Source organism: Rhodococcus sp. DN22, from assembly GCF_036669995.1.
GTDB lineage: Bacteria > Actinomycetota > Actinomycetes > Mycobacteriales > Mycobacteriaceae > Rhodococcus_F > Rhodococcus_F erythropolis.
This window is the reverse complement of sequence record NZ_CP133326.1, coordinates 1901513-1916981: the sequence shown is the minus strand read 5'-3', so window position 1 is coordinate 1916981 and position 15469 is coordinate 1901513. Positions and strand designations below refer to the sequence as shown.

19 protein-coding genes are annotated in these 15469 nt (G+C 61.9%); 9 read left to right on the top strand and 10 right to left on the bottom strand.

The genetic code is table 11. The annotated features are described in order from the left end of the window. The first annotated feature begins 34 nt into the window (after positions 1-34). Both mftR and mftM read left to right on the top strand, forming a co-directional pair. Entirely contained in the window at positions 35-634 is a 600-nt protein-coding gene (gene mftR, locus RA302_RS09005) for a mycofactocin system transcriptional regulator (protein ID WP_019744253.1), read from the top strand. 28 nt (positions 635-662) lie between these two features. Then, on the top strand, positions 663-1496 hold the full coding sequence (mftM, locus tag RA302_RS09000; RefSeq protein WP_019744254.1) for a mycofactocin oligosaccharide methyltransferase MftM: 834 nt from the start codon (positions 663-665) through the stop codon (positions 1494-1496). Between the two features lie 6 nt (positions 1497-1502). Here mftM and RA302_RS08995 read toward each other — a convergent pair whose 3' ends face one another. Then, on the bottom strand, positions 1503-1706 hold the full coding sequence (locus RA302_RS08995; RefSeq protein WP_019744255.1) for a DUF4287 domain-containing protein: 204 nt from the start codon (positions 1704-1706) through the stop codon (positions 1503-1505). A 142-nt stretch (positions 1707-1848) separates the two neighbouring features. Between RA302_RS08995 and RA302_RS08990 the strand changes: the two genes are divergently transcribed. Then, positions 1849-2061: a TOBE domain-containing protein gene (locus RA302_RS08990; protein WP_003942061.1), complete on the top strand. Its 213-nt coding sequence runs from the start codon at positions 1849-1851 to the stop codon at positions 2059-2061. A 16-nt stretch (positions 2062-2077) separates the two neighbouring features. Here the strand turns inward: RA302_RS08990 and RA302_RS08985 are convergent, their stop codons facing one another. After that, positions 2078-2503: a DUF6314 family protein gene (locus tag RA302_RS08985; RefSeq protein ID WP_019744256.1), complete on the bottom strand. Its 426-nt coding sequence runs from the start codon at positions 2501-2503 to the stop codon at positions 2078-2080. A 104-nt stretch (positions 2504-2607) separates the two neighbouring features. Here RA302_RS08985 and RA302_RS08980 point away from each other — a divergent pair, with 104 nt between their 5' ends. Together RA302_RS08980 and RA302_RS08975 are read left to right on the top strand one after the other, a co-directional pair. Beyond that, positions 2608-3084: a MaoC/PaaZ C-terminal domain-containing protein gene (locus RA302_RS08980; RefSeq protein WP_019744257.1), complete on the top strand. Its 477-nt coding sequence runs from the start codon at positions 2608-2610 to the stop codon at positions 3082-3084. A gap of 233 nt (positions 3085-3317) precedes the next feature. After that, a complete protein-coding gene (locus RA302_RS08975) occupies positions 3318-4106 on the top strand; it encodes a thioesterase family protein (protein ID WP_019744259.1) in 789 nt (262 codons plus the stop codon). Between the two features lie 23 nt (positions 4107-4129). Here RA302_RS08975 and RA302_RS08970 read toward each other — a convergent pair whose 3' ends face one another. Both RA302_RS08970 and RA302_RS08965 read right to left on the bottom strand, forming a co-directional pair. Beyond that, complete coding sequence (locus RA302_RS08970) at positions 4130-5800, bottom strand: ABC transporter permease (RefSeq protein WP_020968999.1); 1671 nt, start codon at positions 5798-5800, stop codon at positions 4130-4132. Beyond that, complete coding sequence (locus RA302_RS08965) at positions 5797-6732, bottom strand: ABC transporter ATP-binding protein (RefSeq protein ID WP_020968998.1); 936 nt, start codon at positions 6730-6732, stop codon at positions 5797-5799. Before RA302_RS08965 ends, RA302_RS08970 begins: the two co-directional genes overlap by 4 nt. A 67-nt stretch (positions 6733-6799) precedes the next feature. Here RA302_RS08965 and RA302_RS08960 point away from each other — a divergent pair, with 67 nt between their 5' ends. Continuing rightward, positions 6800-7294 carry a helix-turn-helix domain-containing protein gene (locus tag RA302_RS08960; RefSeq protein WP_338480247.1) on the top strand — a complete coding sequence of 165 codons (495 nt, stop codon included), beginning with the start codon at positions 6800-6802 and terminating at the stop codon, positions 7292-7294. An 83-nt stretch (positions 7295-7377) separates the two neighbouring features. Continuing rightward, positions 7378-7917 carry a hypothetical protein gene (locus RA302_RS08955; protein WP_020968996.1) on the top strand — a complete coding sequence of 180 codons (540 nt, stop codon included), beginning with the start codon at positions 7378-7380 and terminating at the stop codon, positions 7915-7917. On the opposite strand, the gene RA302_RS08950 is transcribed toward RA302_RS08955, so the two are convergent. The 3 genes from RA302_RS08950 to RA302_RS08940 are packed head-to-tail and all read right to left on the bottom strand — an operon-like array spanning position 7914 to position 11249. Then, positions 7914-8597: a response regulator transcription factor gene (locus RA302_RS08950; protein WP_019744264.1), complete on the bottom strand. Its 684-nt coding sequence runs from the start codon at positions 8595-8597 to the stop codon at positions 7914-7916. The two genes, RA302_RS08955 and RA302_RS08950, sit on opposite strands and share 4 nt — an antisense overlap. Beyond that, on the bottom strand, positions 8594-9985 hold the full coding sequence (locus RA302_RS08945) for a GAF domain-containing sensor histidine kinase (protein ID WP_024487311.1): 1392 nt from the start codon (positions 9983-9985) through the stop codon (positions 8594-8596). The genes RA302_RS08950 and RA302_RS08945 overlap by 4 nt, the downstream gene beginning before the upstream one ends. A 58-nt stretch (positions 9986-10043) precedes the next feature. Next, positions 10044-11249, bottom strand: coding sequence for an iron-containing alcohol dehydrogenase (locus RA302_RS08940; RefSeq protein ID WP_020968994.1), 1206 nt, complete (start codon positions 11247-11249; stop codon positions 10044-10046). A 420-nt stretch (positions 11250-11669) separates the two neighbouring features. Here RA302_RS08940 and RA302_RS08935 point away from each other — a divergent pair, with 420 nt between their 5' ends. Next, positions 11670-12032, top strand: a complete 363-nt coding sequence (locus RA302_RS08935) for an RNHCP domain-containing protein (protein ID WP_003941922.1) — start codon at positions 11670-11672, stop codon at positions 12030-12032. Positions 12033-12043: 11 nt separating this feature from the next. Then, complete coding sequence (locus RA302_RS08930; protein ID WP_029536733.1) at positions 12044-12463, top strand: RNHCP domain-containing protein; 420 nt, start codon at positions 12044-12046, stop codon at positions 12461-12463. Here RA302_RS08930 and RA302_RS08925 read toward each other — a convergent pair. Genes RA302_RS08925 through RA302_RS08915 form a run of 3 tightly spaced genes read right to left on the bottom strand, consistent with a single transcriptional unit; the run spans position 12452 to position 15458 of the window. After that, complete coding sequence (locus RA302_RS08925) at positions 12452-12799, bottom strand: hypothetical protein (protein WP_019744268.1); 348 nt, start codon at positions 12797-12799, stop codon at positions 12452-12454. The two genes, RA302_RS08930 and RA302_RS08925, sit on opposite strands and share 12 nt — an antisense overlap. A 56-nt stretch (positions 12800-12855) precedes the next feature. Then, positions 12856-14379, bottom strand: a complete 1524-nt coding sequence (locus RA302_RS08920) for a VWA domain-containing protein (protein ID WP_019744269.1) — start codon at positions 14377-14379, stop codon at positions 12856-12858. Continuing rightward, positions 14376-15458, bottom strand: coding sequence for a MoxR family ATPase (locus RA302_RS08915; RefSeq protein WP_029254875.1), 1083 nt, complete (start codon positions 15456-15458; stop codon positions 14376-14378). Before RA302_RS08915 ends, RA302_RS08920 begins: the two co-directional genes overlap by 4 nt. Positions 15459-15469: the final 11 nt, after the last annotated feature.

Sequence of the window (15469 nt, the reverse complement as noted above, 5' to 3'; positions counted from 1 at the left end):
GAGTGCAGAATGACACACATGGAGCGAAAAAAGTATGCGTAGCCGCAAGAAACCGTCCGCTCGGATAGGTCGTCGCCCCTCCACAACGAGGGAGGGAATCAGCACGATCGGCATCGAACTGTTCTCCACCGTCGGCTTCAACGAGGTGAGCGTCGACCAGATAGCCGACGCCGCCGGCATCGCGCGTCGGACTTTCTTTCGCTACTTTCCGTCCAAGAACGCCGTCCCCTGGGGCGACTTCGACGGACATCTCGACGAGATGCGCGAGCACCTGGATTCACTGCCCGCTGACATACCGTTGGTCGACGCACTCGAATCCGCATTGTTGACGTTCAACACCTTCCCGCCGGAAGAGACTGCGGTACATCGCAAACGGATGGAATTGATCCTCGAAGTTCCGACGCTTCAGGCATACTCTGTGGTGATGTACGAAGGTTGGCGGCAGGTGGTCGCCGACTACGTCGCACGCCGAATGAATCTCGAGCCGACCGATCACGGCCCACGCACGGTCGGCTATCTTCTGCTCGGGGTCGCCATGTCGGCGTACGAACAGTGGCTCACCGACGATTCACTCGAGCTACCGGAACTCTTGAAAACAGGTACGCAGTCCTTGCGGACCGGCATCACCACCTGAGAAGCATCACCACCTGAGAAAGGCGATCATGTCCACCATCACGAACGAACCGGTCCTGGATTCACTGGCACCGTCGACGCCGGGCTTGTGGTCGTTCGGGCATGTCACCGTCGAACGTGTCGATTCCGGTCCGATCTCGCTCGATCGTCGAGGCGGCCGACTCCACGTCAGGCACTCCCTCACTCCCGCCGATCTGAGCGAGCGACTCGTAGCCGGAGTCACCTCGTCGATCCAGGACGCGGAGTTCGGTCAGGACGAATTCGAATTGACGATGGTCGGACTGGTTCGGTCCACCGTGGACGGCGCTCTCGAATCCTGGACCACCTACTACCGGAACTCCCTTGCCGAACTACTGGACGGCACTGCAGATTTCGCGCCGATTCACGACAAAGCCGAAGAACTGGTTCGCGGTTCCGTACTCGATCTGGGTTCCTGCTTCGGTTTCCTGCCCCTGCGGCTCGCGCGCGCCGGAATGGACGTGACCGCCACGGACATCCTGCCCGGAACGATGATCCTGCTCGACGCGGTAGCCCCCGAACTCGGCATCACGATCGACACGGTGATCTGCGACGCGGGTGAAGTACCGGCACCGGACAACAGCGCCGACACCGTCACCGCAATTCATCTCCTCGAGCACGTCGACGACTCGGTCGGCGAAGCCGTGATCGCGCAGGCACTCCGAATCGCACGTCAACGGGTCGTCATAGCCGTCCCCTTCGAAGACGAAGCCACCGCGTGCCACGGCCACATCCGTACGTTCGATCTCGAGTCACTGCGTGCGGTCGGCCGGCAGACCGGTGTGCCGTTCGAGGTATTCGAGCATCACGGCGGCTGGTTGGTGCTGGACGCATCGGCCGCCTGAAAAGAACTAACCTTCTTTCAGCGTATGGGCGACAAGTGCATTCGCGTGCCCATGCCCCATCCCGTGCTCCGACTTCAACCAATTCACCAATTCCATGTGCTTGGTGAGGTCTGAGCTTTTGATCAGCTCTTGCCACTCACCGATCGGCCGACCGTATTTCTTCTCGATCGACGGAAAATACGACGCCGGGCCTTTCACGGGTTCAGTCATGACCGGAATCTACCTCCACCGCCCGACAATATTCGCGCACCTGCGGTGCCCGCATGTCCGCACCTGCGGAATCGCTGGGTAGATACGCGACCATCGGATTATGGTCGAAGTACACCCACCCCAGAGCACAGGAGTTTCAGAGATGCGACTGTCCACACGAAATCAACTCACCGGCACCATCACCGAGGTCAACCTCGGCACCGTCATGGCAACGGTCAAGGTGAAGTTGGACGGCGGCAACCAGATCGTGACTTCGTCGATCACCCGCGATGCCGCACTGGATCTCGACCTCGAACCAGGCCAAGCCGCAACGGTATTCGTGAAGTCCACCGAGGTGACGATCGGCGTCGAATAACTGGTGATCGCTGCGATCAGGGCCGGGTGAGATGCGTGGTCATCGTGTAGTTCTTGCTCGGCCCCGTCACGGTCCAGACGACCGCCCAAGCCGATCCATCTACTGCAGTGACGTCGATTCGCCCGCGGTAGGTGTCCGCACCGCACAGGTGCTCGACTTCCTCCCCCGGCGCCCAGTCGTGGAACTCTCTGCCGTCTTCGAATGTCACGGCCCATTCGAGGCCGCGCTTTGCAATGAACAGAGTGCGGAACACTGGCAATTCCAGATCGCCGTCACGCAGAGTGCCACTCTCGTACCAGCGCATCCGACCGTCACCGGCGTCGGAGATAGTGGTCTCGCCGAAGACATGCTTGGTGGAACCGGAAAGGCGGTCGACGATGTCGCGCTCGAAGTGCCACGTTCCTGCCAGCGCCCTCGGCTCGATCTTCGCGTCGTCAACCATGTGACGATTCTAGTGACCCTGGACAAGGACTTGCGAAGGAGCCGAACGCACTGCGTGGAGTATGTTCCGAGTACACCCGGAACACGCAGGAGATTCACACAGACATGAATGATTCGGCCGCCCTTCACCAACGCACAGTGTTCGCCGAAGATCTCGAGATCGGCCAAGTGATCCCATTGGGCTCGTATTCGGTGACCGAAGAGGAGATCGTCGAGTTCGCAACCCAGTGGGATCCCCAGTGGTTTCACATCGACAAGGAAGCCGCCGGGTCCGGGGTCTTCGGCGGGTTGATCGCCAGCGGGCTGCACACCCTGTCGATCTGCCAGAAGTTGGTGGTCGACAGTCTCTACGACCAGTGGAACGTGATCGCCGGAAAGTCCATGCGCGACGTGAGCTTCCTACGTCCACTTCGCCCCGGTGACACCCTGAGCGGAAAGGTCACCGTCGACAACGTCGTGTTCGACAATCGCGCGCGGGGATTGGTCACCATCACAGCGAAATTGGTCGATGCAGACGGCAATCGCGTTCTCGACGTAGTCACTGACGCCTACCTGCACTGTCGCCCGACTCGCGGACAGTGAATTATCGGTAAATTCCGCACCGCATTGTCTGAATTGCCGTACTTTCAGTGACGTTGCGACGCAACAGTACCCATCCCCGCAAACAGGAGTTCCTCACACATGAGCAGCCTCGGCGAGATCAATCCTCTCGGCATTCTTCAGATCCTCATCTACATGCTCTTCGGTGGGTCGTCCAGCACTCCCGAGTAGACCCTAGCTTGCCATAGCCATAGTCAGCATCTAGGGTGCTGACTATGGCAACTAATAGTCAGGCGTCCGCGACGGTAGCGCCGTCGACCGACGCAGCGTGTCATCACACCGAATTCGACTCCAGCTGGCGGAGTTTCGACGGCATTCAGGGCGGACTCGCCGTTGCACGGATGCTGCGAGTGGCTGCCGACGCGTCCGGAGCCGAACCTCTGGCAGTCACGGCGCACCTGGACCGCCCCGTCCCTCCGGGGCCGGCCGAGCTGACTGTCGACGATATGCGGGGCGGGCGGACCGTCAGTTGCCACGTCACGCTGACCGGTTCGGGATCCGCTCTCGTTCGGCTAGCCCGCGACACAGGAGGCACAACGATGTCCGCCCCTGTCGCCGCACCGACTCCGGCCGACCCGTCAACCCTGCCGCCGCTGGAGATCCCGGTGGATTTTGTGCCGTTCTCCCAGCACCTCGACATCCGGCCGATCAATTCCGCGAGGCCGTTCGCCGGTGGCGACTCCCCGGAATTCGACGTCTGGATCCGATTGCTCACAGACCTCGATTTCACGGCCCAAGAGCGCGCCGCGGTCCTTCTCGACGCGCTTCCGCCCGGATTGTTCGCGACACTGACGATGCCCGTGGCTATACCCACTATCGAGTTCACCGCGCATTTCACACCGGAGCACCTCACGGCAGATCCCCAATCACTGTCACCGTGGTATCGCCTACGCCACGGGACCGCCTGGGCGACAGACACTCTCTGTGTTGACGAATCCGAACTATTCGACTCGACCGGACGGCTCGCTGCTCGGGCTCGCCAGCTTCGTCGAATTCTGGGTTGAACTCCCAATTGAGTTCAGCCCTACTACCCCTGGAGGTCGCGACGACGGAACGCAACAAGCGATGCTGTCGAAAGCACTACTGCCACAACGATCATTGCCAGCAGCGGTAGAACTGTCACTGGCTCGGCGGGGGCACCCGGCACGTGGGTGAAGGGTGACAGATCCAGCACTAACTGTGGAAGCTTCAGCAACGTTCCGAGTTGCCCGAGCACGATGCATGCCGCCAAGATTCCCCAGGAGAGCGCCGACGCGTAGGTCGGAAACAGTCCGAAAGCCAACGACACCAACCCCACGACTACAAGCACCGCGGGTAGATAGGCCAAGGCGGCGCCAGTCATCCGGAGTGTGTTGCCGCCGATGTCGTCCGTGACGAGCCCGAAGGCAAATCCGGTGAAGGCACCCATCAAGACGTGCGCGAGGATCACCCCACCCACAACCATACCCAGGTGGGAAAGCATCCACCTCCACCGCGACAAAGAGGTTGCCAGCAACGGTTCGAGCCGTCCCGATGTTTCCTCACCCCGCATCCGGAGAAGACTCTGGACCGAATATGCCGCGATGACAATCGAGGTGAGACCGAGAGCAGTGGCCAAGTACGAATCCACCAGATCCGTACCGCCGCCACCAAGTTTCTCGAACATCTCCGCGGTCTGCTGCGACGATCCCACCATCGCGTCGATCTCGTTGCCCACAGCGCCGTAGGCGAACCCGAGAATGACAACGGCAAAGATCCACCAGAACATCGTCATTCGCTGCATGCGCCACGCCAGGCCCCAAGCCGACGGCAACCACGATGCTGCGGTCGGCGGGCCGGGCCGGGGCTGCACGAGCCCCGCTCCCTGATCGCGATGGCCGATGAGAACAAACGCCACCACCACGTGCACAACCGCAAATCCGATCAGCAACAGCAGGATCCACCAGGCGTCGTCGTCGAAAGGTCTGATCTGTTGCGCCCATCCGATCGGCGAAAGCCACGACAACCAACCGCTCACCACGCGAGTTCCGTCGTCGACGACCGTACTGTTCACGTCGCCGATCGCGCGCAGCATGAAGGCAACACCGATCGCGGCACCCGCCAGACCGTTGGCCGTACGAGCACCGTCGGTGATCTGCGCAGTCACCGCCGCCACACCGGCAAACGCGATTCCGGTCCCACCTATCGAAGCACCCAACGCGAGCGAACCAACGACAGGCAAACCGACGGCGATCGATCCCAGGGCAATTCCCAGTGTCAGAACCACGTTCGCACCGACCGTGACAATCAGTGCGGACGTCAGAAGCGCTCGCCGACCCACCACCGCAGCACCGATCATCTCGGCACGGCCGGTCTCCTCGTTCTGTCGTGTATGACGAACCACCGCAAGGGTGCTCATCAATGCCGCCACCAACGCGAACACGAGCACCGACTGACTGGCGACTATCGCGCCCTGCGAATCGCCGGACACGATTCCGTTGGTCGCCAGCGCCACCGGCGATACCGCGGAACTGACTGCGATGTTTCGTAATTCCTCGGGTGTCGAGTACAGCCCGGTCACACTGGCGACGACTAGCAGCATGAACAAGACGATCGAGATGACCCACACCGAAAGCTGAATTCGGTCCCGTCGCAAAGCCAACCGGACCAGTCGGCGTGTGCCGGTGAATTGACTTGCCGAGGCAGGTACCGGTGGAGCGGCCTCGACAACAACGGTCATGGCCGTACACCGGTCTCGGCTCGCAGGTGGACCGAAGTCTCCCTGGCGCGCTCGTCACCGTAATGACGCAAGAAGAGTTCTTCGAGTGTCGGCGGAGTGGAAGTGAGCGCCACGATTCCGAATCCGACCAAGTACGTCATGAGTGGTCCGAGTTGCGCGCTGTCGACTTCGCAGGTGACGTGGTTACCGTCGATCACCGCGTCGTGGACCCCGCCGAGCCCGTCGAGTCCGCCGATCTGGCGCTGTGTCTCCGCCGAGATGGACGTGCGCGTGAGATGCCTGAGTTCGGACAGCGTTCCCTCTTCCACCGTCCGCCCGTCGCGGATGATGCTCACGCGATCGCACAGCGCTTCGACCTCGGCGAGGATGTGGCTCGACAGCAGGACCGTCTTTCCGGCGTGAGCCACCTCTTCGACGCAGTCCTGAAACACCGCTTCCATCAACGGGTCGAGCCCCGATGTCGGTTCGTCGAGTACGTAAAGGTCGACGTCGGACGAAAACGCCGCCACGAGTGCAACCTTCTGCCGATTACCTTTCGAGTACGTCCGCGCCTTCTTGGTCGGGTCAAGTTCGAAGCGATCGAGCAACTCGCTGCGGCGTTTTCGGTCCAAGCCACCGCGCAGACCCGCCAACAGATCGATAGCCTCCCCGCCGGTGAGGTTGGGCCACAGATTCACGTCGCCAGGCACGTAAGCGAGACGTCGATGCAAGGTAACAGCGTCTCGCCACGGATCGCCGCCGAGAACAGTTGCGTCTCCGGAGTCCGAGCGGAGCAGGCCGAGGAGCACCCGAATAGTGGTCGACTTTCCAGAGCCGTTCGGTCCCAGGAATCCGTGCACTTCACCTGCTGAGACTTCGAGGTCGAGGCCGTCCAGCGCGCGGGTGGTACCGAAGGTCTTGACGAGGCTTTTCACTGAAATTGCCGCACCCATGAATTTGACCGTACGCCGATTTCACAAATGTGTGAAGATAGAAAAGAAGAAAGATCGAAGGGTTCCGATGACCGACGTCAGCCGCACCGTTGCACCGGACGAGAGCCGACATTTTGTCGAGCGACTCTCACTCGTTCTGAGCGACATGGGTTTTCCGCCGATGCCTGCACGCGTCTGGGCCGCGTTGATGACCAGCGAGACACCCTCGTCCACGCCAGGAGATCTCGGATCCCGATTGGGAGTGAGCCCCGCCGCCATTTCCGGAGCAGTCAGATACCTCCAGCAAGTCGGATTGATCGAGCGAGTGGCCGTCCCCGGATCGAGGCGTCAGCACTACTGCGTCAGCGTCGAGATGTGGGCCGACGCGTTTGTCACGAAACAATCGTCCCTCTACCAGGTCTCGGCAGTTGCGGACGAGGGCATTCGGGTCCTCGGTGAAGGCACTACGGCCGGCGATCGTATGGAAGATCTGCGCGACTTCTTCGACTTCATGGCCGCGGAAATGCCGCGCATGCTCGCGGACTGGCGCTCCCAGCGAAAAGACCGGACACCTGGAAGGTAACTTCAGGTTTACCCGCATTTTCGGTGGGGTACCTCAATTCTCGTTCCAGCATGATGAGGTGCGCTGTACCCGAGGAGTTGTTGATGAAGCTGTCGATCAGGGGCGCGAAGACTTCACCGACGCCACCCTCCGCACGAACCGCTTCACCCGAAACCTGTGAACAATCGATTTCCTTGAACCGCAACGCCGCCGGGGCATTCGCCGGCGATCATCACGCACTGTCGAAACTCCTGGCCCGATTGCACCCTCGCGTCGTTCTCTACTATCGCGCCAGGCTTCTCGGGACGCCTGTCGCAACATTCGCCGACGATCTCGCCCATCAATGCACCCTGGACGTCGTCACACGAATGTCCGAAACGATCTCGGCCGACACACGAATCGAGAACTTCGCCTACGAGTTGGCCTCGCAACGGATTGCGTCAATTCCCCAGTCACGCAACATCGACGGACAATTCAAATGCCCACGTCGCCTCACCGACGACCAACGTGAGGTCCTGGTATTGCGAATCGCAGTGGGTCTGACTGCCGAGATGACCGCGTCGACTCTGCGCACAACTCGATCGAGCGTGCTCCTCGTACAGCATCAGGCGCTGCGCGCCTGGGCGGTCTCCGAGCGGAGCTAGATCAGACCTTGCTTACTCGCGGCGTAGACGGCCTCTGCTCGCCGACTCACCTCGAGTTTGCGCATGATGTTGCTGACGTGGAACTTGACCGTGGTCGGCGAGATGAACAGTCGCTCACCGATCTTGATGTTGGACAAGCCGTTTGCGAGCAGTCTCAGTACTTCGAGTTCACGATCGGTCAATCGTTCTTTGGATGACGACTGCCCGTTGAGCGATCGGACGACAGCCGATGCGCTGCGAGAATCGAACGCACTCTCACCCCGCGAGACCGCCCTGATCGCACGCACCAATTCGGTGGTGTCGACGTCTTTGACGACATAGCCGCGAGCACCCGCGTGTACCGCTCGCACCACCAGTTGATCGTCGAGAAAGGTGGTGAGAACCAACAGTCCGAGCCCGGGATGCGCCGTAGACAACTGGCCACAAAGGGTCAGTCCCTCGTAGTCGGAACTGGCGGAGAGTTTCAGATCCATCAAGACGATGTCCGGACCCACCTTGTCGACCACGGCAAGCGCCTCGGCGAGAGACGAAGCCTCCCCCACGATCTCGAGGTCGCTTTCGCGCTCGAGAACCGAGCGGAGCCCTTGCCGCAAAATTGCATGGTCGTCGACCAGGACGATTCGAACCAATCCCTGAACCGGCGATGCTCCGCGGGTGATGACGGGACGCGCAGTGGTCATGATTCCTCGCTCTCGATTTCAGTGGTGGAGCAAAGATTGTCGACATCCGCCTGGAGCGGAAGTGCCTGTGGCAGTGGTAGTGGCAGTCGCACGAGAATCTGAATTCCACCGATCCGCGCGCGCCGAACTTCGAGCGCACCACCCAACTCGAGAGTTCGTGTCTGCATGTTCGCCAGTCCGCGATGACGGCCGTCGACGTCGTTGGTGGCTGCGAGTTTGAGGATCAGACGCATCCGCGCAGGGTCGCCGTCACCGTCGTCGGAAACCGACAGCAGCACCGTATCCGCTCGATAGGTCAACCGCAGGACCGCTCGACTCGCATGGGCATGCACCGCAACATTGAACAGCGCCTCCCCCGCGATCCGCAGAAGAGCGTGTTCGGCATCGCCTGGAAGCTCGGTCGGGGTGCCGCCGACGCGAACGCTGACCGCCAACTCGTCCGGCATGTGAACCACGCCGAGCTGCTCGAGCATCTCGGGCAGCGACGTCCGGTCCGCGTCCGAGGAATGATTGAGCGCGTAGATCGCCGAGCGAAGCTGCTCGACCGCCCGCCTGGTCAAATCCTTTGCCAAGTCCAGTCTTTCACTGCGTTCCGCCTCCGGGATGTCGCTCCGGCAGACCTCGATCTGCATGCCGGCCGACAACACCGCCTGTGTCACGCTGTCGTGAAGTTCGCGGGCGATCCGGTGCCGTTCGTCGTCGACCACCTGGTGCCGGTGAGCCACTCCGAGTTGACGCTGCGTGGACTCCAATTCGCTGTTGCGCACCGCGAGGTCGGCTGCAGTGCGGTTGGCCTCCGCATATGCGTCTTCGGCTCGTTCGAGCAGTAGTTGTCCGCGCTGATAGAGCGCCGAGTTCTGCAGAGCCACGGCAGTCTGGCTGGCCAGAATGCTGAGCACAGCACCGTCCGTCGTGTCGAGCGTCCGGTTGGCCGGCGTCCAGGCCGCAAAGGCGCCGACCACACCGCCGCCGAGCACGATCGGCACAAACGCGTAGTGAGCGTCGATCACCGAGTTGGATTCGATTCTTCCGCAGCGGATGTCGTCGAGGCATTCGACTACATCCTCCGGAAGTGGTGGCCCCTCCACGTTGTCGACCAGAAATGGGGTGGCGTCCGGGCCGAGAACCAATCGCCGTGGTCCGGCGTCGGGCAATGTTCCGTCGGCCAAGGCGAAGACTATCCAGTTGGCACTCAGATGAGCACGGGCAGCTTCCGCCACCGCACAGACGAGGGTTTCCGGCCCCTCGACGGTCCGCACCAAAGCCCGCGAGATCAATTCCAACGCATGTACGACGCGTTCGAGACGCTCGGCAGCGCCGCGGTACTGCGGATAAAACGAACTCTTACCCGAACGTAAACCGGTGAGTCGCGACAGGTCCGCGGTCATCGTCTGCACCGCTTCACCCTGCACCGCATCACCCTGCACCGCATCACACTGTCCCTCTTCACAACGCACCTCGGAACAACGCCACCATCTGCTCCTGCGTCGCTTCCCTGGGATTGGTGGACATGCAGGCGTCGAGCAACGCGAAGCTGGCAAGTCGACTGAGGTCTCCCTCGCGAACACCCAACTCCCCCAGCCCCTTCGGAACCCCAACCTCCCGGGCGAGACGTTCGACCCGGTCGGCCACCGCCAGCGCTGCTTCCTCCGGGGTGCCGTGCTGTTCAGGAAGGCTCAGTGCCGCAGCGATGGCGACAAAGGGGGCAGCGTCCGTCGTGGAATTGAATCGGATGACGTGGGGCAACAGAATTCCGTTGATGACGCCATGTGGCAGATCAAGCATGCCGCCCACCTGATGGCTCATGGCGTGCGCGGCTCCGAGTATCGCGTTGGTGAACGCCAACCCGGCCTCGAGACTCGCCTGCGCCATCACCGATCGAGCTTCCATCTCCATCGGGTCCTGGATCGTGTTCACCAGATTCTCCGTCACGAGGCCGACCGCGCGGAGCGCGTGATGATCGGTCAACGGATTGTGCGCCAGTGAGACGAAGGCTTCGATTCCGTGCGTCAGTGCGTCCAATCCCGTTGCTGCATTGAGCCACTCGGGCATCGTCGTGAGCAACCGCGGATCGATGACCGTCACATCTGGCACGAGGGCACGGCCGATGATGGTGATCTTGGTGCCGCGGGTCGTGTCCGTGACGATGCAGAACTGCGACACGTCAGCGCCCGTTCCGGACGTAGTGGGAACCATCACCAACGGCGGGATCGGTTTTGTCGCCTGATCGACACCCTCGTAGTCGAGTATGTTGCCGCCGTTGGCAGCGAGGACGGCTACACCTTTAGCCGCGTCGATGACGGAACCGCCACCGAGCGCGATGATGACGTCGCACTCGCCTTCCTGGTACACCTCGAAACCGGCCGCGATCTCGAAGTCCTTGGGGTTGGGCGTCAGCCCTGACCACACTGTCGCGGTCAAGCCCTGCTCCGTGAGATGGTCCTCGAGTTCGCTGACCCACCCCGCGTCGATCAAGCCGGGATCGGTGACCAGAAACGGGCGGAACCCGCCGAACCGCAGAGTCGCGTGTGCTGCCTCGACCAGGGAACCGATACCGAAGACGATCTCGGGGGCGTGAAATTTGACCAGTCGAGCAGCAGTGCCGCGGCGATGAACACCGTGGTTCACAGCATCCGGATATGCCACGGACACGACCCCACTCTCCTCTCGCGCGGCACCGAGATCACCGCTTCGCGAATTCCCAGCTCGCTCGCCCGAGCACCAACTGGTGTGATCCACCTTACAAGTGCTGGCCCCGAGCCTACGCGGACAGCAGTCGGGGCACACCCACCGAAGGAGAGGCGCTTACCTACCCGTTCGGGCAGGTAGTCGTCGCCGGAAAATAGATGGCGCGGCAATCAGGTCCCGTTGTACTTTCGGTTCTGGCCAGAGCGGCCCGTAGTACCGATCCAGAAGGTGTTTATGACCCAGCCCGCGCCGAGCGCGCCTCTCGCCCCTGCACTGCCGGCAACCTCGAGGGTCACTTGCTGATCCCCGAAACGACGGACTGACAGCCGCGAGGCCACTCGGCCTGCTCCTACCTGCTTTGTTCACTCAGCTAGGAGTTCTCCAGTGCCTCAATCACACAATTCCATCTCGAAAACCGACACCTTCTCGTGCATTCAGTGCGGACTCACCGTCATGACGTACGGCCCCGATGGTGATCGCCGAAACCACTGCCCCAGTTGCCTGCATTCCCGACACCTTTTCGACCAGGTGGAAGGTGGACCGTCGGACTGCGGAATGCGGATGGCTCCCATTTCGATCGCAGTACTGCGCAGTGGCGATTGGATGATCATCCACCGCTGCGCGCAGTGCCTCGAGCTTACCTCCAACCCCGTCAGCCGTGACGACAACCAGTTGTTGTTGATGAGAATGGCAGTGCGGCCGCTCGCGCAACCGCCCTTCCCGCTCGAAGCCTTCGGCGACTTGTGAGGGGGAAGCAGATGCCACGTAGGAATCCCAGCACCCGCGCGCGGCGGGCACCGCAACGGACCAAGCACGTATTGCACGGAATCGGCGGCGAACAAGGATCGAGCTTCCGTTGTCTCACATGCCGTTTGGACATCTCCATTGCGGCGCCGGGTACCGCTCATCGGAACCACTGCCCGAACTGTCTGGCAAGCCGCCACGTCGATGGTCGTGTTCCGGGCGACCGGGCACAACAGTGCAGAGGTGCCATGGCGGCGCTGTCCCTGTCGGTACGGCAGGACGGTGAGTGGATGCTCGTTCACCAGTGCATCGAGTGCAATACGTTGAAAGTCAACAGGATCGCCGGCGACGACAACGCCTTGGTCTTGCTGCGGTTGGCGCTACGCCCGTTGGCGGATCCTCGACTGAGCTCGCGCGCGTTGCTAGCGCTCTGATCGATCGTCCGGCGTAATCGCGCGGTCCTGCGCGCGATTACGCCGGACGAACACCACGAACACGATCCCGGCAAGCAAGCCGACCACCGTCGGTCCGAGGACCAGTCCCGAATACAGCCACGGGGCAGGTTCTGCCGGAAAGAGGTCCATGAATATGGGTCCGGTGTATGTCGGCTCGGCAAACGGCTCCCGATAGGATCCGCCGGTGAGAATGTGAGGTGATGCCAACGAGTTCCACCACCACTGAAACACGCCGAGCGCCACCAGCCCACACACGGCGCCGAACACTGTCAGCGCCGCGATCGGTCGCCAGATCGATCCCCTGATTTCGGACATGAGATCAAACTAGTTCACGACGGATCGCGCAGTGACATCGGTGAAGTGCAGTGACATCAGCGAAGTGCGTGCCCCAGTTCAGCGGCCTTTGCCATCAGTTGCGCGGCATCTCGGGCAACAACAACCTCGTCGCAGATCTCCGAATACTCCGGCATCGCGCACGATGCCTGGTTCCAGTAACGCTGAGGTTCAGGCGTGATCCAGGCCAGACGGTGAACCTTTCGGCGGAGTTCCTCGAGCTTGTCCACCTGTGGGGGCAACCCGTTGCACCGACCGTCGCCCACGATGATGACGGACGTCCGTGAGTTCAAGCTGTTTCCGTGCTCGTCCAACAATTCTGTGAGCACTCGACCATAATCGCTGCTGGCTTCCAGATCCAGACCCGGGTGCGCAAGTACCGCAGCCAGTGCGCCGTCACCGCTACTGGCGAGAAGGGTGTCGGTCACGTCGACCGGACGATCGACGAATGCGAGGACTTCACAACGATCTGCCCGGCGATGCATTGCCTGAGCCAACCGCAGAGTGAACGCGGTGATCGGGCGCACGGACAGCGACACGTCTGCGATGAGAAGTAGTCGAACACGATCGGGGCGAGGAGCTTTCACGACCAGATGGAAGGGAATTCCGTCGGTGCGCAGACTCGAACGCACCGTGCGTCGCATGTCGAGATGTCCTCGAGAGCGCTCCCGAGGACGAGGCCTGGACGGTCCTCTCATCCGCCGAAGCACCTCGTGGCACGCGAGTTCGATGTCGTTGTGCGTTGCGCCCGCAGCAGATTCGCTGTCGGGCGCATCGGGAGCGCTTTCGGCGAGTGCAGCGGCCGAGAGTGCTTGCACGAACGCTTCGACCGCCTCGACGAGCCGGTTCAGTTGCGCCTGCGTCAGCGGCCCGTCGTCGGAGACGTCCGCATACGCTTTGCTCGGGTCGTATGCATCCAGCCAGGCGAGGATCGACGTCGGATCGTCCCAGGACAACGAACCGATCACTGCTGCAGCAACACTGGTGCTCAGGTCGCCGACCACTGCCGACGCGGCACGGTCCACGTCGACCGTGTAGCTGACTCCCCGTCGACCGGTCTCCGAACCGGTATCCACCGACAGTTCCGCATCGCTGGACGTCATCGACACATCGTCGTCGTCCTTGTGCGGGTTGAACCCCTTCTCCGCTTCCGGAGTGTCGAAGTAGTCGCCGACCTCGGCTGCACGTTCGTTGTACTCGGCATACCGGCCTACTTCTTGATCCTCGTCGATCCCCAGCGCGGTGGGCAGACCGTCCGCCACCTCGGCGCGCGAAGCCATCCGCTCGGCGTGCGCTTTGCCTGCGGCCGGCCGGAACAGCGCGTCGAATGCCCGATCGAAACCGGCCTGTTCGTGAGAATACTTGGCGCACACTGCCCGAAGACATGCTCGCAACGTCTCACGATCCGAAGCGCCGACCATCGCGAGTACACGCCGAACCTCGATGACCTCGGCCGGTGACGCGGAAACTCCGGCCGCCCTCAGCAATCGGCCGAAACTCGCGGACACCACGTCGAGAACAAACGACGGTTGCCACACAGCGAGGCCACCGAGCGTCGTCATCGCGTCGAACGGATTCCGCTGCCGCCGCGGATTCCCTGTTGATGGGGGTCACGTCCACCGGTCCCCCGGAACACGGCCGTCGTCGTGTTGGCGGGTTTGCTTGCCACCGTGGATCGCTCGATCGGCTCACCACCGTCACGCGACGGTGATTCGAGACGCTTTCCGTCGAATCGTTCCTTGGCCAGCGTCACATCTGACGAGTACTTGAGCAACGCCGTGAGCAGGATGTCGCGCACCTTGGCGTCGGAAGCGGTGTCGAATCCGCTGGCGGCGAGCACTGTTGCCGCTCTGGCCGCGTCGATGACCTCCGAGATGGACGGGCTCTTACGCAGCGGGAGATCACGCAAGATGCGAGCCAATTCGACAACCTCGGTGGCCGTAGCCGCATCCACCTCCGGCGCTCGGGCCGTGACGATCTCGCGTTCACGCTCCGACGTCGGATAGCCGAGATGGTAATGCAGACAACGACGCTTGAGCGCGGGTGAGAGCTCGCGGGTGTCGTTGGACGTCAGGATGACCCAGGGCTGCGAGCGGGCAACGAACGTACCGACCTCGGGAATGGTGATCTGCTGTTCGGCGAGAATCTCCAGGAGCAGTGCTTCCATCGATTCCTCGGTGCGGTCCACCTCGTCGACCAGAAGCACTACCGGATCGGGCGAGAGGATAGCTTCGAGCAGCGGCCGCACGGACAGGAAGTTCTCGGAGTACAACCCGAAATCCTGATCGGCCAGAAACTTCGACGCTTCGGCGACGCTGTCGAATTCGGAAACCTGATCACTGATCCGGTCGCGAAGCATCTGCACGTGCAGGAGTTGCTTCGCGTAGTCCCATTCGTACAGGGCCCGATTGTCGTCCAGCCCTTCGTAGCACTGCAATCGCACCAGTTTGCGGCCCCCGATCGCAGCCAGAGACTTCGCCAGTTCCGTCTTGCCGACACCGGCCGGCCCTTCGAGCAGGAGCGGACGCCCCAGCGCCGTCGCCAGATGAACGACTACCGCGAACTCGTCATCGGCAATGTAGTCCTGCTCTCGCAGAGCATCTTTCACTTCGATTCCGCTGGAGAAACTGCGACCGGACATGGAATACCTTT

What these genes read in the sequence shown, in the direction of transcription:
- mftR (WP_019744253.1), top strand. Translation starts at nt 35, where the DNA reads ATGCGTAGCCGCAAGAAACCGTCCGCTCGGATAGGTCGTCGCCCCTCC.
- mftM (WP_019744254.1), top strand. Translation starts at nt 663, where the DNA reads ATGTCCACCATCACGAACGAACCGGTCCTGGATTCACTGGCACCGTCG.
- RA302_RS08995 (WP_019744255.1), bottom strand. Translation starts at nt 1,706, where the DNA reads ATGACTGAACCCGTGAAAGGCCCGGCGTCGTATTTTCCGTCGATCGAG.
- RA302_RS08990 (WP_003942061.1), top strand. Translation starts at nt 1,849, where the DNA reads ATGCGACTGTCCACACGAAATCAACTCACCGGCACCATCACCGAGGTC.
- RA302_RS08985 (WP_019744256.1), bottom strand. Translation starts at nt 2,503, where the DNA reads ATGGTTGACGACGCGAAGATCGAGCCGAGGGCGCTGGCAGGAACGTGG.
- RA302_RS08980 (WP_019744257.1), top strand. Translation starts at nt 2,608, where the DNA reads ATGAATGATTCGGCCGCCCTTCACCAACGCACAGTGTTCGCCGAAGAT.
- RA302_RS08975 (WP_019744259.1), top strand. Translation starts at nt 3,318, where the DNA reads ATGGCAACTAATAGTCAGGCGTCCGCGACGGTAGCGCCGTCGACCGAC.
- RA302_RS08970 (WP_020968999.1), bottom strand. Translation starts at nt 5,800, where the DNA reads ATGACCGTTGTTGTCGAGGCCGCTCCACCGGTACCTGCCTCGGCAAGT.
- RA302_RS08965 (WP_020968998.1), bottom strand. Translation starts at nt 6,732, where the DNA reads ATGGGTGCGGCAATTTCAGTGAAAAGCCTCGTCAAGACCTTCGGTACC.
- RA302_RS08960 (WP_338480247.1), top strand. Translation starts at nt 6,800, where the DNA reads ATGACCGACGTCAGCCGCACCGTTGCACCGGACGAGAGCCGACATTTT.
- RA302_RS08955 (WP_020968996.1), top strand. Translation starts at nt 7,378, where the DNA reads ATGAAGCTGTCGATCAGGGGCGCGAAGACTTCACCGACGCCACCCTCC.
- RA302_RS08950 (WP_019744264.1), bottom strand. Translation starts at nt 8,597, where the DNA reads ATGACCACTGCGCGTCCCGTCATCACCCGCGGAGCATCGCCGGTTCAG.
- RA302_RS08945 (WP_024487311.1), bottom strand. Translation starts at nt 9,985, where the DNA reads ATGACCGCGGACCTGTCGCGACTCACCGGTTTACGTTCGGGTAAGAGT.
- RA302_RS08930 (WP_029536733.1), top strand. Translation starts at nt 12,044, where the DNA reads ATGCCACGTAGGAATCCCAGCACCCGCGCGCGGCGGGCACCGCAACGG.
- RA302_RS08925 (WP_019744268.1), bottom strand. Translation starts at nt 12,799, where the DNA reads ATGTCCGAAATCAGGGGATCGATCTGGCGACCGATCGCGGCGCTGACA.
- RA302_RS08920 (WP_019744269.1), bottom strand. Translation starts at nt 14,379, where the DNA reads ATGACGACGCTCGGTGGCCTCGCTGTGTGGCAACCGTCGTTTGTTCTC.
- RA302_RS08915 (WP_029254875.1), bottom strand. Translation starts at nt 15,458, where the DNA reads ATGTCCGGTCGCAGTTTCTCCAGCGGAATCGAAGTGAAAGATGCTCTG.